General features: G+C 45.7%; 18 protein-coding genes. 7 read left to right on the forward strand and 11 right to left on the reverse strand.

Going from position 1 to position 18,655, the window contains the following annotated elements:
• Positions 1–674: 674 nt before the first annotated feature.
• Positions 675–3,308 (reverse strand): DUF5916 domain-containing protein, encoded by a 2,634-nt coding sequence (locus tag CLV25_RS12730; RefSeq protein ID WP_131840041.1) that lies wholly within the window; start codon positions 3,306–3,308, stop codon positions 675–677.
• 220 nt (positions 3,309–3,528) lie between these two features.
• Between CLV25_RS12730 and CLV25_RS12735 the strand changes: the two genes are divergently transcribed.
• Positions 3,529–3,951, forward strand: coding sequence for a SufE family protein (locus CLV25_RS12735; RefSeq protein ID WP_131840042.1), 423 nt, complete (start codon positions 3,529–3,531; stop codon positions 3,949–3,951).
• A 15-nt stretch (positions 3,952–3,966) separates the two neighbouring features.
• Positions 3,967–4,287 carry an iron-sulfur cluster assembly protein gene (locus CLV25_RS12740; RefSeq protein ID WP_131840089.1) on the forward strand — a complete coding sequence of 107 codons (321 nt, stop codon included), beginning with the start codon at positions 3,967–3,969 and terminating at the stop codon, positions 4,285–4,287.
• 26 nt (positions 4,288–4,313) lie between these two features.
• Here the strand turns inward: CLV25_RS12740 and CLV25_RS12745 are convergent, their stop codons facing one another.
• The 10 genes from CLV25_RS12745 to CLV25_RS12790 all read right to left on the reverse strand — a co-directional run bounded on the left by CLV25_RS12745 (position 4,314) and on the right by CLV25_RS12790 (position 13,217).
• Positions 4,314–5,531: an alkaline phosphatase family protein gene (locus CLV25_RS12745; protein WP_131840043.1), complete on the reverse strand. Its 1,218-nt coding sequence runs from the start codon at positions 5,529–5,531 to the stop codon at positions 4,314–4,316.
• Positions 5,532–5,654: 123 nt separating this feature from the next.
• Positions 5,655–6,200, reverse strand: coding sequence for a hypothetical protein (locus tag CLV25_RS12750; RefSeq protein WP_131840044.1), 546 nt, complete (start codon positions 6,198–6,200; stop codon positions 5,655–5,657).
• Between the two features lie 121 nt (positions 6,201–6,321).
• Positions 6,322–6,924: a response regulator transcription factor gene (locus CLV25_RS12755; protein WP_131840045.1), complete on the reverse strand. Its 603-nt coding sequence runs from the start codon at positions 6,922–6,924 to the stop codon at positions 6,322–6,324.
• Positions 6,925–6,928: 4 nt separating this feature from the next.
• On the reverse strand, positions 6,929–7,645 hold the full coding sequence (locus CLV25_RS12760; protein ID WP_131840046.1) for a hemerythrin domain-containing protein: 717 nt from the start codon (positions 7,643–7,645) through the stop codon (positions 6,929–6,931).
• Between the two features lie 155 nt (positions 7,646–7,800).
• On the reverse strand, positions 7,801–9,435 hold the full coding sequence (gene groL / locus CLV25_RS12765) for a chaperonin GroEL (protein WP_131840047.1): 1,635 nt from the start codon (positions 9,433–9,435) through the stop codon (positions 7,801–7,803).
• Positions 9,436–9,464: 29 nt separating this feature from the next.
• A complete protein-coding gene (locus CLV25_RS12770) occupies positions 9,465–9,731 on the reverse strand; it encodes a co-chaperone GroES (protein WP_131840048.1) in 267 nt (88 codons plus the stop codon).
• 327 nt (positions 9,732–10,058) lie between these two features.
• On the reverse strand, positions 10,059–10,439 hold the full coding sequence (gene secG, locus CLV25_RS12775; RefSeq protein WP_131840049.1) for a preprotein translocase subunit SecG: 381 nt from the start codon (positions 10,437–10,439) through the stop codon (positions 10,059–10,061).
• A 21-nt stretch (positions 10,440–10,460) separates the two neighbouring features.
• Complete coding sequence (locus tag CLV25_RS12780; RefSeq protein WP_131840050.1) at positions 10,461–11,414, reverse strand: hypothetical protein; 954 nt, start codon at positions 11,412–11,414, stop codon at positions 10,461–10,463.
• An 11-nt stretch (positions 11,415–11,425) separates the two neighbouring features.
• The gene (locus tag CLV25_RS12785) at positions 11,426–11,944 is read right to left on the reverse strand and encodes an LptE family protein (protein WP_131840051.1); all 519 of its coding nucleotides are present in this window, start codon (positions 11,942–11,944) and stop codon (positions 11,426–11,428) included.
• Positions 11,945–11,948: 4 nt separating this feature from the next.
• Positions 11,949–13,217 carry a sigma-54 interaction domain-containing protein gene (locus tag CLV25_RS12790; protein WP_131840052.1) on the reverse strand — a complete coding sequence of 423 codons (1,269 nt, stop codon included), beginning with the start codon at positions 13,215–13,217 and terminating at the stop codon, positions 11,949–11,951.
• A 165-nt stretch (positions 13,218–13,382) separates the two neighbouring features.
• Here CLV25_RS12790 and kdsB point away from each other — a divergent pair, with 165 nt between their 5' ends.
• From kdsB to metG, 5 genes are all read left to right on the forward strand, one after another.
• Entirely contained in the window at positions 13,383–14,132 is a 750-nt protein-coding gene (gene kdsB / locus CLV25_RS12795; protein WP_131840053.1) for a 3-deoxy-manno-octulosonate cytidylyltransferase, read from the forward strand.
• A 30-nt stretch (positions 14,133–14,162) separates the two neighbouring features.
• A complete protein-coding gene (locus CLV25_RS12800) occupies positions 14,163–14,645 on the forward strand; it encodes a hypothetical protein (RefSeq protein ID WP_131840054.1) in 483 nt (160 codons plus the stop codon).
• Positions 14,646–14,777: 132 nt separating this feature from the next.
• A complete protein-coding gene (locus CLV25_RS12805; protein ID WP_131840055.1) occupies positions 14,778–16,175 on the forward strand; it encodes an MATE family efflux transporter in 1,398 nt (465 codons plus the stop codon).
• A complete protein-coding gene (locus CLV25_RS12810) occupies positions 16,132–16,476 on the forward strand; it encodes a hypothetical protein (RefSeq protein WP_131840056.1) in 345 nt (114 codons plus the stop codon). The genes CLV25_RS12805 and CLV25_RS12810 overlap by 44 nt, the downstream gene beginning before the upstream one ends.
• 101 nt (positions 16,477–16,577) lie before the next feature.
• Entirely contained in the window at positions 16,578–18,611 is a 2,034-nt protein-coding gene (gene metG, locus CLV25_RS12815) for a methionine--tRNA ligase (RefSeq protein WP_131840057.1), read from the forward strand.
• Positions 18,612–18,655: the final 44 nt, after the last annotated feature.

The raw sequence follows: 18,655 nt of genomic DNA on the forward strand, positions 1-18,655 counted from the left end.
AAGATTATCGCGTTAAACGATTGATTGATTCAAAAATTATAAAACCCATTTCAACAAGCCTCAAATGTTCGGCAAAGCAAAAAGCAATGCCACGCCACCTACAGCACGAATACTGCAAACAACTAAAAATGATTGCAAAAGATGTTTTAGTGATTTTATTCCCTAGATAATCCCTCAAAAAAGATATCTAATTCCCTTCTTCCCTTAAACTCAAAACCCAAAAATGATTCAAAAAATCCCAATAATTCCCTTTTTGCAAACGGATGTAAATATATTTCAATAAGCCCCAAGTATAGCAACACACAAGCTTACTTTTTATAATAAATATTTTTTTAACAAAATTTTTACATAACAAGCTTGTACAAAACCGATTTGTGTTATGTTAATTCAAATGATGCAAAATGACGTTCATCATGCTATTAGCGCAATAGAATAACATAACGTCCAAATTGAATTGCTCCAAATTCCCTACAGTTGCACTTTAACTTCCCTATAATAAGTCCAAACTCTCCTTTTCTATGAAAATATAGCTTTTTAGAGTTTTTTGCTTCTAACTTAAAATATCCATACAGAAGTTAATCGCTTTAACACATCGTGACAAGCCTAGAGGCATCAAGAGACTATACCCTACCAGTTGGATACGCAACCCAGCTGGTAGTTTCCCTTTAACACATCTATCGCCCTATTCTAAATGAGGCTTTAACAAGAAATACGTTGTACGGATATGTCGAAAAGAGGTCACCGACATCCTTTCCTACCTGAGTGCGCCCCAGTCCGGTGCTGTAGCTTCTGTTCTGCGACCAAACCACAAACAAGGTACTTCCAGGCGCATACTCCCAACGTAACACCATGTTCGAAAGGAATTCTGTTGCGGTAAAGTTTGGATTGTCGAACTCGTAGCTTCCAAAATTAGGGTCGTTAACCTTATACGTATCTCTTTGAGAATTGAAAGCAATCTCGCTAGGGGTAAAAACATGGAATCGCTCAGCATAACGGTTGCTCATAACCTTATCGGCTCTTTTGAACTCTGTGTAATCGCCTGTTGCTACAAATGGCTGCCCCCAATACTGCAATGTAAGGTTTGGGGTAATACTAAAGTTCACCCTTAACGACACTCTAAAGACTTGCTGCTCAATTTTAGCCAACACATACTGCCGAGCAGGACCAACATCAAACCTATCTACATATTGTAGCTCGTTAACCTCGCTATAAAATCCTGGAGCTATCGAAATATTCAGAAACGATGTCGGCCTATAGGTTAAAGACACACCCCAATCGGAAAAGGTGTTACTCGAGTTGGATATATTTGCTCCAAGAGAAGCATTAGCTTCAACAAAAAAAGGTTTGCTCTCATCGGTGCTAACACCAGCCCATCCATTTGCGTAGTCATCCATCTTTACCGAAGGCCCTCCGCGAAGAAGATCGGTGGATATCTGCTTTAGGTTGATGTTTGTGCCAAGCCCCAACGACCACAGATTTTTAAAAGAGATATTGCCATTAATGTTTCCTCCTATTCCTTGGTATTCTCCTCCATACGTCCATTCGGCCCATTGGTTTAGGTTTAAGCTCGCCATACGCATTATCCCCATGGGTTTGGTAAACCGATAACCCGCCCAGAATATTTGAGTAAGCCTATCTACGCTTCGAACGAAGCCTAAGTCGTTTACCTCGAGCCGAGGAGATTTCCATAAACCACAAAGCATCATTCTAAGCTTCCCCGACTCCTTCGAAAGGATAAGCCGCCCCCCATTACCCGTTAGGGATGTACGCGAAGAGTCGATCTTTAGATGAGGAGCATCGGGGCGTTGAAAGTAGTGGCCGGCAGCCTCCTGCGTGTTGAGAATTGCCTCTTTCGAGCCATCTACCCTGCTAAAGTAGGTGCTAAAGCTAAGCGACCATTTCTTATTGTCGAAGTACTGAAGCAGGTTTACGCCGCCAGTAGTGGCGCTCTTATGCAGATAACCGAGATGGCTGGCATCCAGATTACGAATTGTAGATGTGACAATGGCTCCGAATTGGGTATTTGCGCTGTTCATCTCCTTCGAGATACGGGCAACCCCATAGTTTGTTAGCGGCTCTACCTTTATTTTGTACTCGGATAGCCGATTGCCAATACGCGCAAATTCTTGCGAAGTAACGGCCTCCATAACACCCACCGAAAGCCCATTAGGGTTGCGTCCCGAAATTTTTGCTGCACCAATTATTGTTGTAAACTCAGGTTGCTTGATAAACCGATCATCTGCTAAATCTGGATTATGATGCGGACGACGTCCAATACGACGGGTATAGAACAAGGTTTCGCTACCCAAATCCCCATCGCCTACGCCAAGCCCAAAGGTGAAAATATTCCGTCCCTCAACAAAGAATGGACGGCGCTCCTGCTGAAATATCTCGTAAGCAGTAAGGTTAACCTGTGAAGGATCTGCATCAACTTGTCCAAAATCAGGATTAACGGTTAAGTCAGCCGTCCAGCTGTTGCTTATTCCTAATTTGGCATCGAACCCAATGTTTGCCTTATAGCTATGACCATCTTTTCGGAATGGATCATCCGAATCCTTTAGAAATTTATCGGCTTGTGCAACAACATAGGGAGTTATATTAAGAGGTAGCTTAGAGTCCAGTTTTTCTGTCCACTTTAGGGTTCCTAAATTAGCATTCCATCCCTGCTGGCTACGGCTCATTGGCTGCCAAACATCGCGCTCTTGCAGCCTAAATATCCAACGAATAGCCTCCATGCCCCAGGTTGAGTTTTGTGCAGGCTTAAAGCGAAGCTCCGAAAGCGGAATGCGCATCTCGGCATACCACCCTTTAGTGTCTTTCGACGTTTCTACCCACCAAATAGGATTCCAGTTCGCATCTTGCCCGTTATTATCCGACGAGGTATAGTCCCACTTAACCCCTGCGGCATTCACATAAAAGCAAAAGGCCGTTATATGATCGTTGTAGCTGTCTAACTCTAAACCAACAAGATCGCCATCTGCATTATCCCTCCTCGAAAGTATTGATGAAATTTTTTCGGATTCGGTATCCCAGCAACGAAACGCAGCATATATGTAGGTATCATCATGAAAAATTTTAAACTCCGTTTCCTGAGAAGGTTTTGCATTCTCGTTAGGAATATACTGCGAGAAGTTACCCTCCCACGTCCCCTGCTGCCAAATGGCATCATCCAACTTGCCGTCAATCGAAGGAGGGGTTGCTGCAATGCGCGTAATAGACATTTCGCGAATAGGCTTTTCGCGAGATATTGCAGTCGCAGTAAAAAAGGTGAGCATTATTAAGAATACTGTAGATCTTCTTACTAGCATACAATTCTTTTTTATCAAAGACGATCTGACGCATAAAAAGCTACAGCATTACCCCAAGAAATAGCAGTGTCCAAAGGCTAAGCGCATCAGAAGCATTTTAGTAGCATAAAACAACCATTGGTTCCCGACTATTTTAGACATATAAAGAACTCAGAAACTCAAGCACAGCGCACCTTTTCTTTAACCATATTCCTATCTTTGTACAATAAAAAAGTACACCATGACAGTACAAGAAGTGGAAGATCAAATTGTCGAAGAGTTTAGCATCTTCGACGACTGGATGGATCGCTACAACTACCTAATAGAGCTCAGCAAGGACTTGCCGCTCATCGAAGAAAAAGAAAAAAACGAGCAAAACGTAATTAAAGGCTGCCAGTCTCGTGTTTGGGTTAACGCCGAGTACCAAAACGGTAAGATCCACTTTACTGCCGATAGTGATGCCATTATCACAAAGGGCATCATTGCGTTGCTCATCCGAGTGCTCTCCGACCGTACACCTCAAGAAATTCTCGATAACGAGCTAACTTTTATCGATAAAATTGGTTTAAAGGAAAACCTATCGCCAACACGGGCTAATGGCCTACTAGCTATGATAAAGCAAATGAAGCTTTACGCTTTAGCTTACAAAACCAAAGGCGAGTAAACGTTTAAAAAGATGATGGACGCCCAACGCATACTAGAAGTAGAGAAAGGAATTGTAGAGCAGCTAAAAACGGTATTCGACCCCGAGATCCCGGTTAACGTATACGATCTTGGCCTTATCTACGAAATAGATGTAGAGCCAGATGGCTACACCACAATACGCATGACCCTTACTGCGCCAAATTGCCCTATGGCTGAGGCCGTAATACAAGATGTAAACGATAAGACCCGCATGGCATCGGGCGTTACCGATGTTACGGTAATTCTTACCTTCGATCCGCCATGGGATAAGAACATGATGTCGGAAGAAGCAATGTTAGAACTTGGCTTACTATAAAATAAAAAGAGAACAAATGTTCTCTTTTATTTTTTTGATGGATCGCCGAATATCCAATCGAGCACTTTCGGATCTCCATCGTTGTGGGAAGGTGTAATTCCAAGTACCCGGCATACAATATTGTAAACATTAAGATTTTCAAACGACCTAGTTAAGGTTCCACTTTTAAACATCGGACCACACGCATAGAATATTCCATGCATGGCCTTATACTCCGGGTCATAGCCATGCGTTCCCTTAGAGTAGTCCTCCGCTTTGATAGACCTAAGCCGCCACGTAATGCTCCAAAGGCTATCGGCCACCACCGTAAAGTCAAGTGTACGTGGATTTTTCCCATAGTTAAGACGCTCGGGCATTTCCTTACTCTTCCAAACCTTAATGTGCGGGGTACAAGTTAGCGCATTATACACTGAATCAAAAAAATGAGTTTTCGCTTTAATATTCATAGCCGGATTATCCGCCTGAACCTGATCAACCCACTCCGGTTTAATGCGCTTACCAAGTTCAACAACTCTATCTATAGAGATCGGGGCCATTCCATGATCTGAGACAACAATCAAACTTACTTTTTCGGCATGCGGAAGCGCATTCAATTTAGCGCGAAGAACACCAATAAGGCTATCAAGCTCTTCTACCACTACCTTAGTCTCCTTGCACATAGGTCCATTATTATGGCTCACCTTATCGGGCTCATGAAAGTATAGCAAAACAAGACGAGGCCGATCCAATACAGGACGCTTTAGCCAGCTAACAACACTATCAACCCTATCCGAAAAAGGAACAGCACCATCGTAAGGCTTCCAAATTGATGGTTGCCTCCCATTTATGGGAATTTCGCTTCCAACCCAAAAGAAAGAGGCTGCTTTTACGCCTTGCCTTTCAGCAGTATTCCAAATAGGTTCTCCTCCATAGAACTTTGGATCGTACTTCGCTTTTAGGTTGCTCAACGAAAACGATTCATTGAATTCTGGTGCGTAAAAAGAGTTATTCACTATTCCATGATGGTCGGGATAAAGCCCTGTAGCCATACTGTAGTGATTTGGAAATGTCTTTGAAGGAAAACATGGCACAAGCGATTTTGCGCTTACCCCTTCCCTTGCCATTTTATCAAGATTGGGCGTGTGGTACATTTGAGAATAATCCCATCGAAAACCATCCATCGAAACCAATACCACATACTGCTCCTGCGCAAACAAGCCAACAGCAAATAGCAATCCAAGGGTAGAGAGTATAATTTTTCTCATGTTAAGCCAATTTGAAAGCAAGGTATAAAATATCTCGGTCAGAATACTCGTGGATGTCAACAAAAACAAAAGGAGTACCCTCACATGGATACTCCCTACTATTCTAAAATTGAGACGAAATCCCTATTTTGATGCTTTGGCAAGAGCCTTTTCTAGCTCCTTAAGGCTTCGTTGAGCCTCCTTAAGCGCATCTTCGGCAGGTCCTTTCTTTTCCTTTCCCTTTTCAATATTTTTCATGCCGGTTTGGATCTTTCTATCGGCAGCTTTATAGCGAGTCTCTATTTCCTTTAAATCTGCCTTGTACTTATTCTCCAACGCTTTCTTGTCATTCTTGGCAGCAGTAACATCATCTCTATCCTTACTTTTTAGCTGCTTTTCAATTGGAGCAATCTCGTTGTCGAATGCTTTAATCAGCGCCTTTTCGTCAGCCTGAGCTTCTTTAATTTCTTGCTTCCCTTCTTTTTCCAGCTCTTTCCCTACATTTATAAGGCTATCGGCTTGATTAACTTTAGCCTCTGCCTTTTCTACCTTTTCTTCTGCTAACTTAATCTTATTCTCCAGCTGAGTTATTCGATCAACCTTTTGAGCATTCGCCGAAAAACATAGCGATACAATAGCCAAGGTGGCAACAGCCAGAGTTGCCATTCTTGTGGTTAGAGTCTTCGTCATAGTATATGCGTGATTGATTATTTCCGCTGCAAATTAGGAAAAAAGGAATCTCAATTACCAAGAAGAACGAAAAAAAAGAGTTTCATCTGACCTTTTAACACTTACACCTTCCAGCAAACCTCTACAGCTCCATATTCTTTACATCCTCTATACTAATCAGCTTGTTTACAATTGCATAAATAGTTAGTCCCGAAATCGACTTAATGCCAAGCTTTCGCGAAATATTCTTTCTATGAGTAATAACCGTATGTGGCGAAATAAAATTCTTATCAGCAATCTCCTTACTGGAAAGCCCCAAGGCAATATCACGAATAATGTCGCGTTCACGACTAGTTATCTCTTCCGAGCCATCATCCCCAAGTTGCTCTTTTTGAGAGTAGATAAGCTGCAACACCCTCTCCTTTATTTGGCTTAAAGACCATCTCAAAGAGCAAAAAACAACTCCAGAAGGAAGGCTCTTTTCTTCCGTATCCGCTTCTCCACAAACCAAATAGGGTTTATTACACAAGCCCATTTTCAATAAACCACAATTCTGAACAAGTTTCCTGTAAGTTGATATGTCAAAAATAAGCAAATCAAAATCCCCCATATTGGTAGATAGCAACAGGCTATCAGCGTCAGAAATTAGTACCACCTTTATGTTGGTGTCTATTTCGCCGATGACCGCTTTTAAGCCCAACTGTATTAATTCCGGATTTACCTGTATTCCAACTGATAAACTCATGGCCCTAACTCTTTAATTCCGATTCGAGCCTAACCACCTTAGGAATGAGCACAAGCTCTTCTATACGAGAATGATCGTTAAGATCACTATTTAGATGAAAAAGGCGTTCGAGGATTTGAAAGGCAAGCACGCTATCTTCCGCTTGAGGAATGTGACGTACAATCAAATTTTTAAGATCGGCTAACTTTTCTTCTATGTTATTATGCTCGGTAATAAAATCGTGAATAGTATATTCCTTAAACTGTCGAGACATCTCTTCCGAGATATCATCCCCCTTATGAGCGCTTTCTACGGCAAGCGCATAGGGAAACATATACTCATCTTCGGTTGCAAAATGCTTCTCCATTTCGGTACTATATTCCGCAAAGAAGTTCCGCAAAAGGCCTCTATACGGTGTTGATGTAGATTCGGAAGCGTACTTTTCAAAGAGCAATGCTAATTCGGGTAACTGCTCCACAAGGTAAACTTTATGCGAACGACGGAGATAATCAACAATTTCGACTACCGAAAAAGACCACAAATGCTGCTCTGGCAAGTAAGTAGCATCGTTGTAGGCATTAAGTATTGCCACCACAAAATCTGGATTAAGCCCATGTTTTGTAGCTACTTCTTCCACCGTAGCATCGCCAAAGCCAAGGGTTATTCCTGCCTTATGAATTACAGAAAGCAAATGGTGATTTAGGTCTATCACATCTGCCAATTTTGTTGTTTTTGCAATCATACAATAGATTATAGAGTCTCTACCTCTCCAAACAAGTCTAGATGCTATTGGTTTAGCAAAATTGAGGGGAAACCGAAAATTATGCTGTAATTTTAATAAAAAAGGCCCTGAAGGATTCCCTTCAAGGCCAAATATCTAACAGATGGAAGAATTTACTACATCATTCCGCCCATGCCACCCATTCCTGGGTTCATCATTGGGGCAGGATTTTCTTCTTTCTTCTCGGCAAGTACACACTCGGTAGTTAGGAACATACCCGCAACCGAAGCAGCATTTTCGAGGGCAACGCGAGATACCTTGGTTGGGTCGATAACGCCTGCTTCGAAAAGGTTTTCGTAACGATCTAAACGAGCGTTGTAGCCAAAGTCGCCAGTACCTTCCTTAACCTTTTGAACGATTACGCTACCTTCACCACCTGCATTTTCGACAATTTGACGAAGTGGCTCCTCGATAGCACGCTTAACGATTTGGATACCGATGGTTTCGTCCTCGTTATCGCCCTTAAGATCTTCGAGACCAGCAATAGTACGAATGTAGGCAATACCACCACCAGGAACAACGCCTTCCTCTACAGCAGCACGGGTGGCGCTTAGAGCATCGTCAACACGGTCTTTCTTCTCCTTCATTTCTACTTCCGATGCAGCACCTACGTAAAGTACGGCAACACCACCGGCAAGCTTAGCAAGACGTTCTTGAAGCTTTTCCTTATCATAGTCTGAAGTTGAAATCTCGATTTGCTTGCGGATAGCAGCAACGCGGTTGTCGATGGCTTCTTTCGCACCAGCACCGTTTACAACAGTAGTGTTTTCCTTGTTGATAGACACTTTTTCTGCACGTCCGAGCATATCAAGGGTTGCTCCATCAAGACGAAGACCCTTTTCTTCAGAAATCACAGTACCTCCTGTTAGGATAGCAATATCTTCAAGCATTTCCTTACGACGGTCGCCAAAGCCTGGAGCCTTAACGGCAGCAATCTTAAGCGCACCACGAAGCTTATTTACAACTAGAGTTGCAAGAGCTTCACCATCTACATCTTCTGCAATGATAACAAGAGCGCGTCCTTGCTGAGCAACAGGCTCAAGAACAGGAAGAAGATCCTTCATGGTCGAAATCTTCTTGTCGGTTAGAAGAATGTATGGATTCTCTAGCGCAACTTCCATCTTTTCAGAGTCGGTAATGAAATATGGAGAGATGTAGCCGCGATCGAACTGCATACCTTCTACAACCTCAACGGTTGTATCGGTTCCCTTTGCCTCTTCTACGGTAATAACCCCTTCCTTCTTCACCTTGCTCATAGCCTCAGCAATAAGAGCACCAATGGTATTGTCGTTGTTAGCAGAGATGGTTGCAACTTCTTCAATCTTTTTGATGTTATCGCCAACCTCAACGCTTTGTGCTCTAAGGTTTGCAACAACAGCTGCAACAGCCTTGTCGATACCACGCTTCAAATCCATAGGATTTGCACCGGCTGTAACGTTCTTAAGACCAACAGAGATAATTGATTGTGCAAGAACGGTAGCTGTAGTTGTTCCATCACCAGCCATATCGGCAGTTTTTGATGCAACCTCCTTTACCATTTGAGCACCCATATTTTCGAATGCGTCAGAGAGTTCGATTTCTTTGGCAACGGTTACACCATCCTTAGTTACTTGTGGCGATCCAAACTTCTTATCGATTACCACATTACGTCCTTTAGGGCCAAGGGTTACCTTTACTGCATTTGCCAACTTATCTACACCAGCCTTGAGCTGATCACGAGCTTCGATGTTGAATTTGATATCTTTTGCCATTTTCTTACGTTTTAAACTTTAGTTTGAAATTAGAGAATTCCAAGAATGTCAGACTGACGCATAATGATGTAGTCAACGCCATCAATTGAGACCTCGGTTCCTGCATACTTTCCGTAGAGAACGGTGTCGCCAACCTTTACCTCCATGGTAACATCCTTAGTGCCTGGACCAGCAGCAAGTACCTTACCTTTTTGTGGCTTTTCCTTTGCAGTGTCAGGAATGTAGATACCACTTGCAGTTACCTGTTCGGTTGCGGCAGGCTCCACAACTACTCTATCAGCTAATGGTTTGATCATTGCGTTTACTATTTTAAGTTTAACATTAATATCGTTTTTCAGGCTTTGGTCTATCGAAATTTGTGCCAAGCCGTCTTTTTTTCTAAAACCTGTTCTTTTTTCAGTTTTGCTAGGTACTAAATGTCAGTTCAACGAAAATTTGTCAGTTTTTGGATAGCGCTGGCCCAATATACGCCAAAATTTGCAACGACAACAAGCTGTTTCCCGCTTCTTTATTCGAAAGTTAGCGTAACAACACGGCGGCTTTTTAAGTAGGCAACCATGATAGAATTCAAAAAAAGAGGGACTTCAACGAAGCCCCTCTCTAAATTTTATGGTAGTAAAACCCTATTTCTTTGCTGGTTGTTCTTTTGCAGGTTCAGCAGCTGGCTGCTGTTGAGCAGGTGCTGGCTGCTGCTTAAGCGCACCCGATGATGGGAAAGCAGGAACTCCGGCAGCAGGTTGGCTTGTGATTTTTTTCTCAAGGCCTGTTGACTCGGCACCCTTGTTGCTGTTAACAACTATATTTACAGCGAGGCTAAGAACTACAATAGCAATAGCAAGCCCCCAAGTAAACTTCTCAATAAAATCAGCAGTTTGTCTTACACCTACAATTTGATTTGCACCAGAGAAATTTGCAGCCAATCCTCCACCCTTAGAGTTTTGAACTAATACTGCAAGTATCAACAAAATTGCCGCAATAATAATCAGCGAAAAAAGGATATACATGGTTTATTTTCTGAATGTTATTTACTTTGACTCCTTCAACTTTTCGAGTTGAGCTACAAAATAAGCTTTTTTTTCTGGGAATTTCAAGCACAATTTACGGTAAATATCTGCAGCCTTCTCAATAAGTCCTTGTGCTGCGTATATTTTAGCAAGAGTTTCTGTCACTAAATCGCCGTCATCCTCTAGCGATTTAATTGAAATATCCTCATTTACAGGAGGCAAGTCTGGTTTTGGAACGATTCGAGGATTTGCACTTAAGAACTGGTCAATAAGGCTATTTTGTATTTCTAGTGTTTTCTCGTTATCGTCGAGCGTATAGAGCTTTTGATCTAATATTTCTAGGATTGGATCTTCCTTGTCCGACACTAGTTCATCATCAATCAGCTCAAATGGCACCTCGTCATCCAGCGTGATGGTTGGCTCCTCTTCCTCGGTCGACTCCTCAATCTTCGACTCGGGCAGTTCCTCATCGGCTGCTATATACGAATTAACAGGGCATTGTCCCTCTTGATCTTCTTCGGCAAGAATGCTTTCCTCTACTAGAGCAGCAGAAGCCAAGTGTTCTTGGTCTGCATTCTCTTCAATATCTGTAATGATAGCAGTAGGGCTTGCATCTTCAACCGAATTAACAGCATTCGGTTGACTAATTTCTGGTTGTTCTGACGAAACAGCATCAACATTCGAGTGCTCCTTTTCCTCTAATGCCTCTTCATGACTCTCATCTATAGTAGGGATGCCGAGTTCGTAGTCGCTAAGATAAAGGTATAGCCACTCGCCACTTGGTGCATAGGTCGAAACATGCGAAAGTAAAGTAGAAAAGCGTGCATCGCCGTTTACCTTTAAGCCCTTAAGGTAAATCAACTTAGCCAGACTAAAATAAGGGTATTTTTCTATAACCTTAACCAGCTGGTCTAGAGCCTTTGCATCAATACCTTTCGGATTCTCAATCAACTTTATAAACGTACGGTCATCCATCTTTTAAGGTATTACCAGTTTGCTACCGAAGCATTAAAGATAGCATCAATAAGCATAGTTGTTACATCTTTAATAAGTTCATTCTGAACACTTGCCACGCTAACGTTGCTCGGAAAATCTTTGAACTGTTTAAACTCCTTATAATCGAAGCTAAGTTCGGGATTCTGTTTGTTAGTAAACTTAACCCTTACGGTAATTGTAAGGCGGTTTTGGCTGGCTCTATCGTTCCCTGTAATTGCAACAGGATCGATGGAGTACCCTACGATTTGCCCCTCGAAGGCCAAGTCGCCATTACTACGAACATAGTCGAGCCTAGTTTGGTTTAGAAACCGTTCCTTTAGTGCTTCTGTAAAGCTATTGCTCAGGCTAGGTACAACCAAAGGGGCCAGATTCTGGAAGTATCCCACCGAAAAAGTTTTCGAATCGGGAGAAATGGATGCTCCCGAGAATGAGTACTTCATGGTACACGACGAGAAAAGCGATACGGTAGCTACAAATGCGAATGCCCTAATGAGCTTTTTCAACTTCATTCTGCTAAATATTCAGGTTATACTCTTTTATTTTTCGGTAAAGGGTTCTTTCCGAGATACCCAACTCATTAGCTGCATCTTTACGCTTACCTCCATACTTGGTTACTGCTTTTATGATGAGCTCCTTTTCCTTATCGGCCAAAGATAGCGACTCTTCCTGAATTTCGTGGGATACATCGAGATGCGACACATCTTCAAATTCATCAACATCGCTATCGGCATCTATATTGTCGATTTTCGCATGCAGAGGCGTATGTATCGGCGTGTAGCCTTGAAATTGCGGTACGCTACGATGAGGGTACACAACTTGGCCTTCGATTTCGTCGGGATTATAAAGCGCATTACGCGATAGCTCCTCAACACGCTTCTTAAGCGCATTCATGTCATCGCGCATGTCGAAAAGTATCTTGTAAAGAATTTCCCTATCGCTGGCATACGATCGCTCTCCGCTCTCCTTATCTCCAACGTAAAGCGCAGGAAGCGTTTTATCCTCCACATGTGGGATGTACAGCATCAGCTTATCGACATCAATTGTCCGCTCTTCTTCGATAACCGATATCTGCTCGGTAACATTTTTGAGCTGACGAATATTGCCCGGCCATCGGTACGATTCGAGCAGCTGCTTTGCTTCGGGGGTTAGCGCAATTGCGGGCATGCGGTACTTTTCGGCAAAGTCGGCTGCAAACTTACGGAAGAGCAACGAGATATCCCCCTTACGATCGCGCAACGGCGGTATGCTAATAGGTACCGTATTTAGTCGATAGTAAAGATCTTCACGAAACTTGCCATTCTGAATGGCCTGGGGAAGATTTACGTTGGTTGCTGCAATTACGCGCACATCCGTTTTCTGTGCCTTAGACGACCCCACCTTCATAAACTCGCCGGTTTCGAGTACGCGCAACAGGCGAACCTGTGTTGACAGAGGAAGTTCTCCCACCTCATCGAGGAAGATGGTGCCCCCATCGGCCACCTCGAAGTAGCCCTTACGGGTTTCGTGCGCCCCCGTAAACGAACCCTTTTCATGCCCAAAAAGTTCCGAGTCGATTGTACCTTCGGGAATAGCCCCGCAGTTAACCGCTACGTATTGGGCATGCTTGCGCGAGCTGAGCTGGTGAATAACCTGTGGAAAAATCTCCTTACCTACACCGCTTTCGCCAACTATTAGCACCGACAAATCAGTAAAGGCAACCTGCTTAGCTATATCGATAGCTCGCTCCAGCATTGGAGAGTTACCTATAATTCCAAATCGTTGCTTAATTTTTGCAATATCCATTACGCAAAACTGTTTTAGACTGTCAAAATTACCTTTTATATGTGGTTTGACAAAGTTGTAGGGCTCTTTTTTATAGCCTTAATGACATTTTTTCCGATTTTTTGAGCCTTTAGGGAATGGAAGAATCGCGGCTTGTTTCATACCTTTGTGGCAAATATATATGCCATGAAGTTTATAGGAATTATCCCAGCCAGATACGCATCGACCCGCTTTCCGGGTAAGCCACTCGCCGACATTAAGGGCAAACCAATGATACAGCGCGTGTACGAGCAGGCGAGCAAAGTGCTTCCGGTGGTGTACGTTGCTACCGACGACGAGCGCATATTCAACGCGGTAAGGGCTTTTCGAGGCAATGTGGTGATGACCTCTACCGACCACAAGAGCGGAACCGACCGCTGTGCCGAGGCCGTTCGTAAAGCAGAAGCTGAGCGCGAAGAGATGTACGATGTTGTGGTTAACATCCAAGGCGATGAACCCTTTATTGTACCCGACATGCTGCTAAAGGTGATGAGCTGCTTTAACGATGGCCAAACCGATATCGCAACATTGGTAAAACCATTTGGAGCCGACGAGGACATCTTCAACCCCAACTCTCCAAAAGTAGTGGTAAGCAACAGCAACTTTGCCCTCTACTTTAGCCGTTCGGTGGTGCCCTTCCTTCGCGGAATGGACAAGAAGGATTGGCAGAAAAGCCACACTTTCCTTAAGCATATAGGGCTCTATGCCTACCGCACGAAGGTACTACACCAGCTAACCCAGCTCGACCAAGGAGTGCTAGAGGAAGCCGAGTCGCTCGAGCAGCTTCGCTGGCTGGAGAACGGTTTCCGCATTAAGGTAGAGCGCACCGAGCACCAAAACTACGGTATAGATACCCCCGAAGATCTTGAGAAGGTTCTACAAATGGATCTTCTTTAGTAGCGTTATCCTTTTTTCGAAAGCTACACTTTGAGATTCATACTAAAGCTTATTAGAAGCCTTTTCGGTCCGAAAAAGGAATACACCATAGAGCCGCTGCTCCACTCCAATGCCGATAGGCTCTTCCAGGAGTGGAGCAGCGGCTTTGGTATTTCCATTCCTCAACCTAATCGTCCTCTTCAGCTAGCCGATATTTCGGGGAACTATGCCGTTAAGGGCCGTAATCCGAATGCTACCGGCGAAGGATACTTTGGTTCGCTTAAGCTCGAGCCCAAGGGGACACTCGTTAAGGCATACTGGGAGATTGGCCACACCCGCCAGCCTCAGCACGGGTTGGGGTTTTTAAAAGACGACCTGCTTGCCCTCGACTTCTACTACACCGAAGAGGGGACGCGCTACTACGGTCAGGTCATATACAAGGTAGATGGCGATCGGCTCATCGGCTTTTGGCGCGAAAACCACGTAGGCGAGCTCGCCATAGAGGAGGCCAAGCTAAAGAACAAGCTCGTGTAGCCACAATGCTGATTTTCTTTATTACCATCATTTAGTAGCCATTAACGATCAACCCTTGGGGGCTTTACTACCTTTGCCCCTCTCAAGACTGACCCTACCAGTAGGCAATCGCTCTGCTGTAAAATATTTAAAATGGCAAGTACATCACCACTAGACTTAGGCAAAGCCCCCATACCAAAGCTGCTGCTACACTACGCGCTCCCATCCATAATCGCCATGACGGCCTCATCGCTCTACAACATCGTCGACAGCATATTTATTGGGCATGGCGTAGGGGCAATGGGCATCTCGGCCTTGGCCATATCCCTCCCGCTGATGAACCTTGGAGCGGCATTTGGCGCACTTATCGGGATAGGCGCATCGGCGCTGCTCTCCATCAAGATGGGCGAAGGCGATGCAAAAAGCCAATTCAAGATTTTGGGGAATACGCTCACGCTAAACATCGTATTAGGAGTTCTCTTTACGGTCGTTGGGCTGATCTTCCTCGATCCCATCCTAAAGCTATTTGGAGCAAGCAACAATACGCTGCCCTATGCCCGCGAGTTTATGAGGATTATCCTTATCGGGAATGTCTTTACCCACGTGTACCTTGGGCTAAACACGCTCCTACGCGCCTCGGGGCATCCGCGCCACTCTATGGTAATCGTGGTAATGGCGGTGGTGGTAAACGCCATCCTGAACGCCCTCTTCATCTTTGTGTTTAAATGGGGAATAGCAGGTGCCGCCTGGGCTACCGTTATTGCGCAGCTGCTGGCCACCATCTTCGAGGTTAGCTACTTTGCCCGCAAGTCGCGCCCCATCCACTTTAAGGCCTTTGCCCTGAAGCTGGACGCCCGAATCGTACGCTCGATATTCGCCATTGGGATGGCCCCTTTTCTGCTGAACATCGGGTCGAGCATCGTGGTGGTATTCCTCAACAATGCGCTTATGCAGTACGGAGGCGACCTCTACGTTGGCGCCTTCGGCATTGCCAACCGCATACTTCTGGTTATTGCCATGATAACCTTCGGCCTCACCCAAGGCATGCAGCCCATCGTTGGTTTCAACTACGGAGCCCGAAATATTGGCAGGGTAAAGCAGGTGGTTAAGCTAACCATAACCTGGGCTACCGTGTGCACCACGGCAGGAGCCATTGCGGGAATTCTCTTTCCCCGAACCATCGCCACCATCTTTACCACCGACCCCGAGCTCATCCGCATCGCAGAGAACGGTCTCCGAATCGTATTCATAGGCTTCCCCATCGTAGGATTCCAGATCGTGGCGGCCAACTTCTTTCAGTCCATCGGCATGGCTAGCCGGGCAATCATTCAGTCGGTGCTTCGCCAGATGGTGCTCCTGCTACCCTTCCTGCTCATCTTTCCGCTGTTTTGGGGAACCACCGGCATTTGGGCCAGCATGCCCGCTTCCGACATTCTGGCCTCGCTCGTATCGGCCATCCTAATTGCCAGCGAGTGGAAAAAGCTCAACCGCCTTGCTCCGCCCGTTTATGAGCCAGCCAAGCAGGCCAGCCTTCAGCCGTGCGAGCCATAAGGCTGATGGCGATCGGCCCATCGAAGTTTCGAGCATGCCGCTACCAGCTTCTTCGGGTACGCTGGTAGTTCCTCACATGTTGCTGGTAATTCCTACAAGTACGCTACCGATTCTACCTATGCTGCTAGCTATTCTACCAAGTACGCTACCAATTCTTCGCATGTCGCTACTGATTTTACCAATGTTGCTAGCGATTCTACCGAGTACGCTACTGATTCTACCTATGCTGCTAGCTATTCTACCAATGTCGCCAGCAATTCTACCGGGTACGCCAACCTCTGGAGCCCCATTCCAACACTAATTCAACCTCCACCTTTGCGCTCTCGCGGCATTTGGTTAACTTTGCACCTCGTCCATATTCTGGGCTACAATATCTTGCTAATTAAGACATCGACATAAGCAATGAAGCAGTTCAAAAGACACCTGGTAACCTCGGCGCTACCATACGCCAATGGGCCCGTTCATATTGGCCACCTTGCTGGGGTTTACATCCCTTCGGATATCTACACCCGCTACCTGCGCCTTAGGGGCGAAGACGTGATCCACGTTTGCGGAACCGACGAGCACGGGGTACCCATCACCATAAAGGCAAAGCAGGAGGGCGTTACCCCTCAGGATATCGTGGACAAGTACCACAAGATCATCGGCGACTCGTTCAAGGGATTGGGCATCTCGTTCGACATCTTCTCGCGTACCACCACCCCAACGCACTACGCCACCGCATCGGAGTTCTTCAAGAAGCTGCACGACGCAGGTAAGTTCGTAGAGCAAACCTCCGAGCAGTACTACGACGAGGAGGCCAAGCAGTTCCTGGCCGACCGCTACATCATGGGAACCTGCCCCCACTGCGGCAACGACCGCGCCTACGGCGACCAGTGCGAGAAGTGCGGTACGTCGCTCAACTCTACCGACCTCATCGACCCAAAATCGATGATTAGCGGCAGCAAGCCTGTAATGAAGGAGACCAAGCACTGGTACCTCCCCCTAAACGACTACCAAAAGGATCTCGAGAAGTGGATCCTCACCGACCATAAGGAGTGGAAGAGCAACGTGTACGGCCAGTGCAAAAGCTGGTTCGACCTCGGGCTACAACCCCGCGCCGTGAGCCGCGACCTCGACTGGGGGATTCCCGTTCCTGTTGAAGGCGGCGAAGGGAAAGTGCTCTACGTATGGTTCGATGCGCCTATCGGCTACATCTCGGCTACCAAGGATCTTACTCCAGATTGGGAGAAGTACTGGAAGAGCGAGGACACCAAGATGGTTCACTTCATCGGTAAGGACAACATTGTATTCCACTGCATCGTGTTCCCATCCATGCTGATGGCCGATGGCAGCTACATCCTACCCGAAAACGTACCCGCCAACGAGTTCCTTAACCTCGAAGGCGACAAGATATCGACCTCGCGTAACTGGGCCGTTTGGCTGCACGAGTACCTCGAAGAGTTCCCCGGTAAGGAGGATGTGCTTCGCTACGTGCTTTGCGCCAATGCGCCAGAAACCAAGGATAACGACTTTACCTGGAAGGATTTCCAAACCCGCAACAACAGCGAGCTGGTGGCCATCTTCGGTAACTTTGTAAACCGCGCGCTGGTGCTTACCCAAAAGTACTTCGACAATAAGGTGCCTGCCGCTGGTGCGCTCACCGATTTCGACCGCGAAACGCTTGAGGAAATGCCTAAGATTAAGAAGGCAGTGGAGGACTACATCGAGGTGTACCGCTTCCGCGATGCCCTTAAGGAGGCCATGAACCTTGCCCGCCTTGGAAACAAGTACCTTGCCGACACCGAGCCATGGAAGGTTGCCAAAACCGACATGGAGCGCGTGGCAACCATCCTTAACGTGGCGCTGCAAATCACCGCTAACCTGGCCATTGTATTCGAGCCATTCCTGCCCTTCTCCACCGAGAAGCTGCTGAAGATGCTCAACACCTCCGAATTTGGCTGGGATAAGCTGGGCAACACCGACCTGCTAGCCGTTGGTCACGAACTGGGCAAGGCAGAGCTGCTATTCGAGAAGATTGAGGATAGCGTGATAGATGCCCAATTAAAGAAGCTCGAAGACACTAAGCTGGCCAACGCCCTTAAAGAGTACAAGGCCGAGCCCCAAAAGGAGGAGGCGCAGTTCGACGACTTCATGAAGATGGACATCCGAGTAGGAACCATTAAGGCGTGCGAGAAGGTTGCCAAGACCAAGAAGCTGCTTAAGCTTACCGTAGATACCGGCATCGACACCCGCACCATCGTTTCGGGTATTGCCGAGCACTTCGAGCCAGAGCAGCTCTTAGGCAAGCAAGCATGCTTCCTTGTAAACCTTGCCCCCCGCGAGATTAAGGGGATCACCTCCAACGGCATGATTCTTATGGCGCAGGATGCCGATGGCAAGCTCCGTTTGGTTCAACCAAACGAGGCCGTTAAGCCAGGATCACAGGTGGGATAATTGGGAAAATCCAATATATGATATGCGTAGGGGCGAAAAAATTT

It is taken from the genome of Acetobacteroides hydrogenigenes (assembly GCF_004340205.1).
Taxonomy (GTDB): Bacteria; Bacteroidota; Bacteroidia; order Bacteroidales; family ZOR0009; genus Acetobacteroides; species Acetobacteroides hydrogenigenes.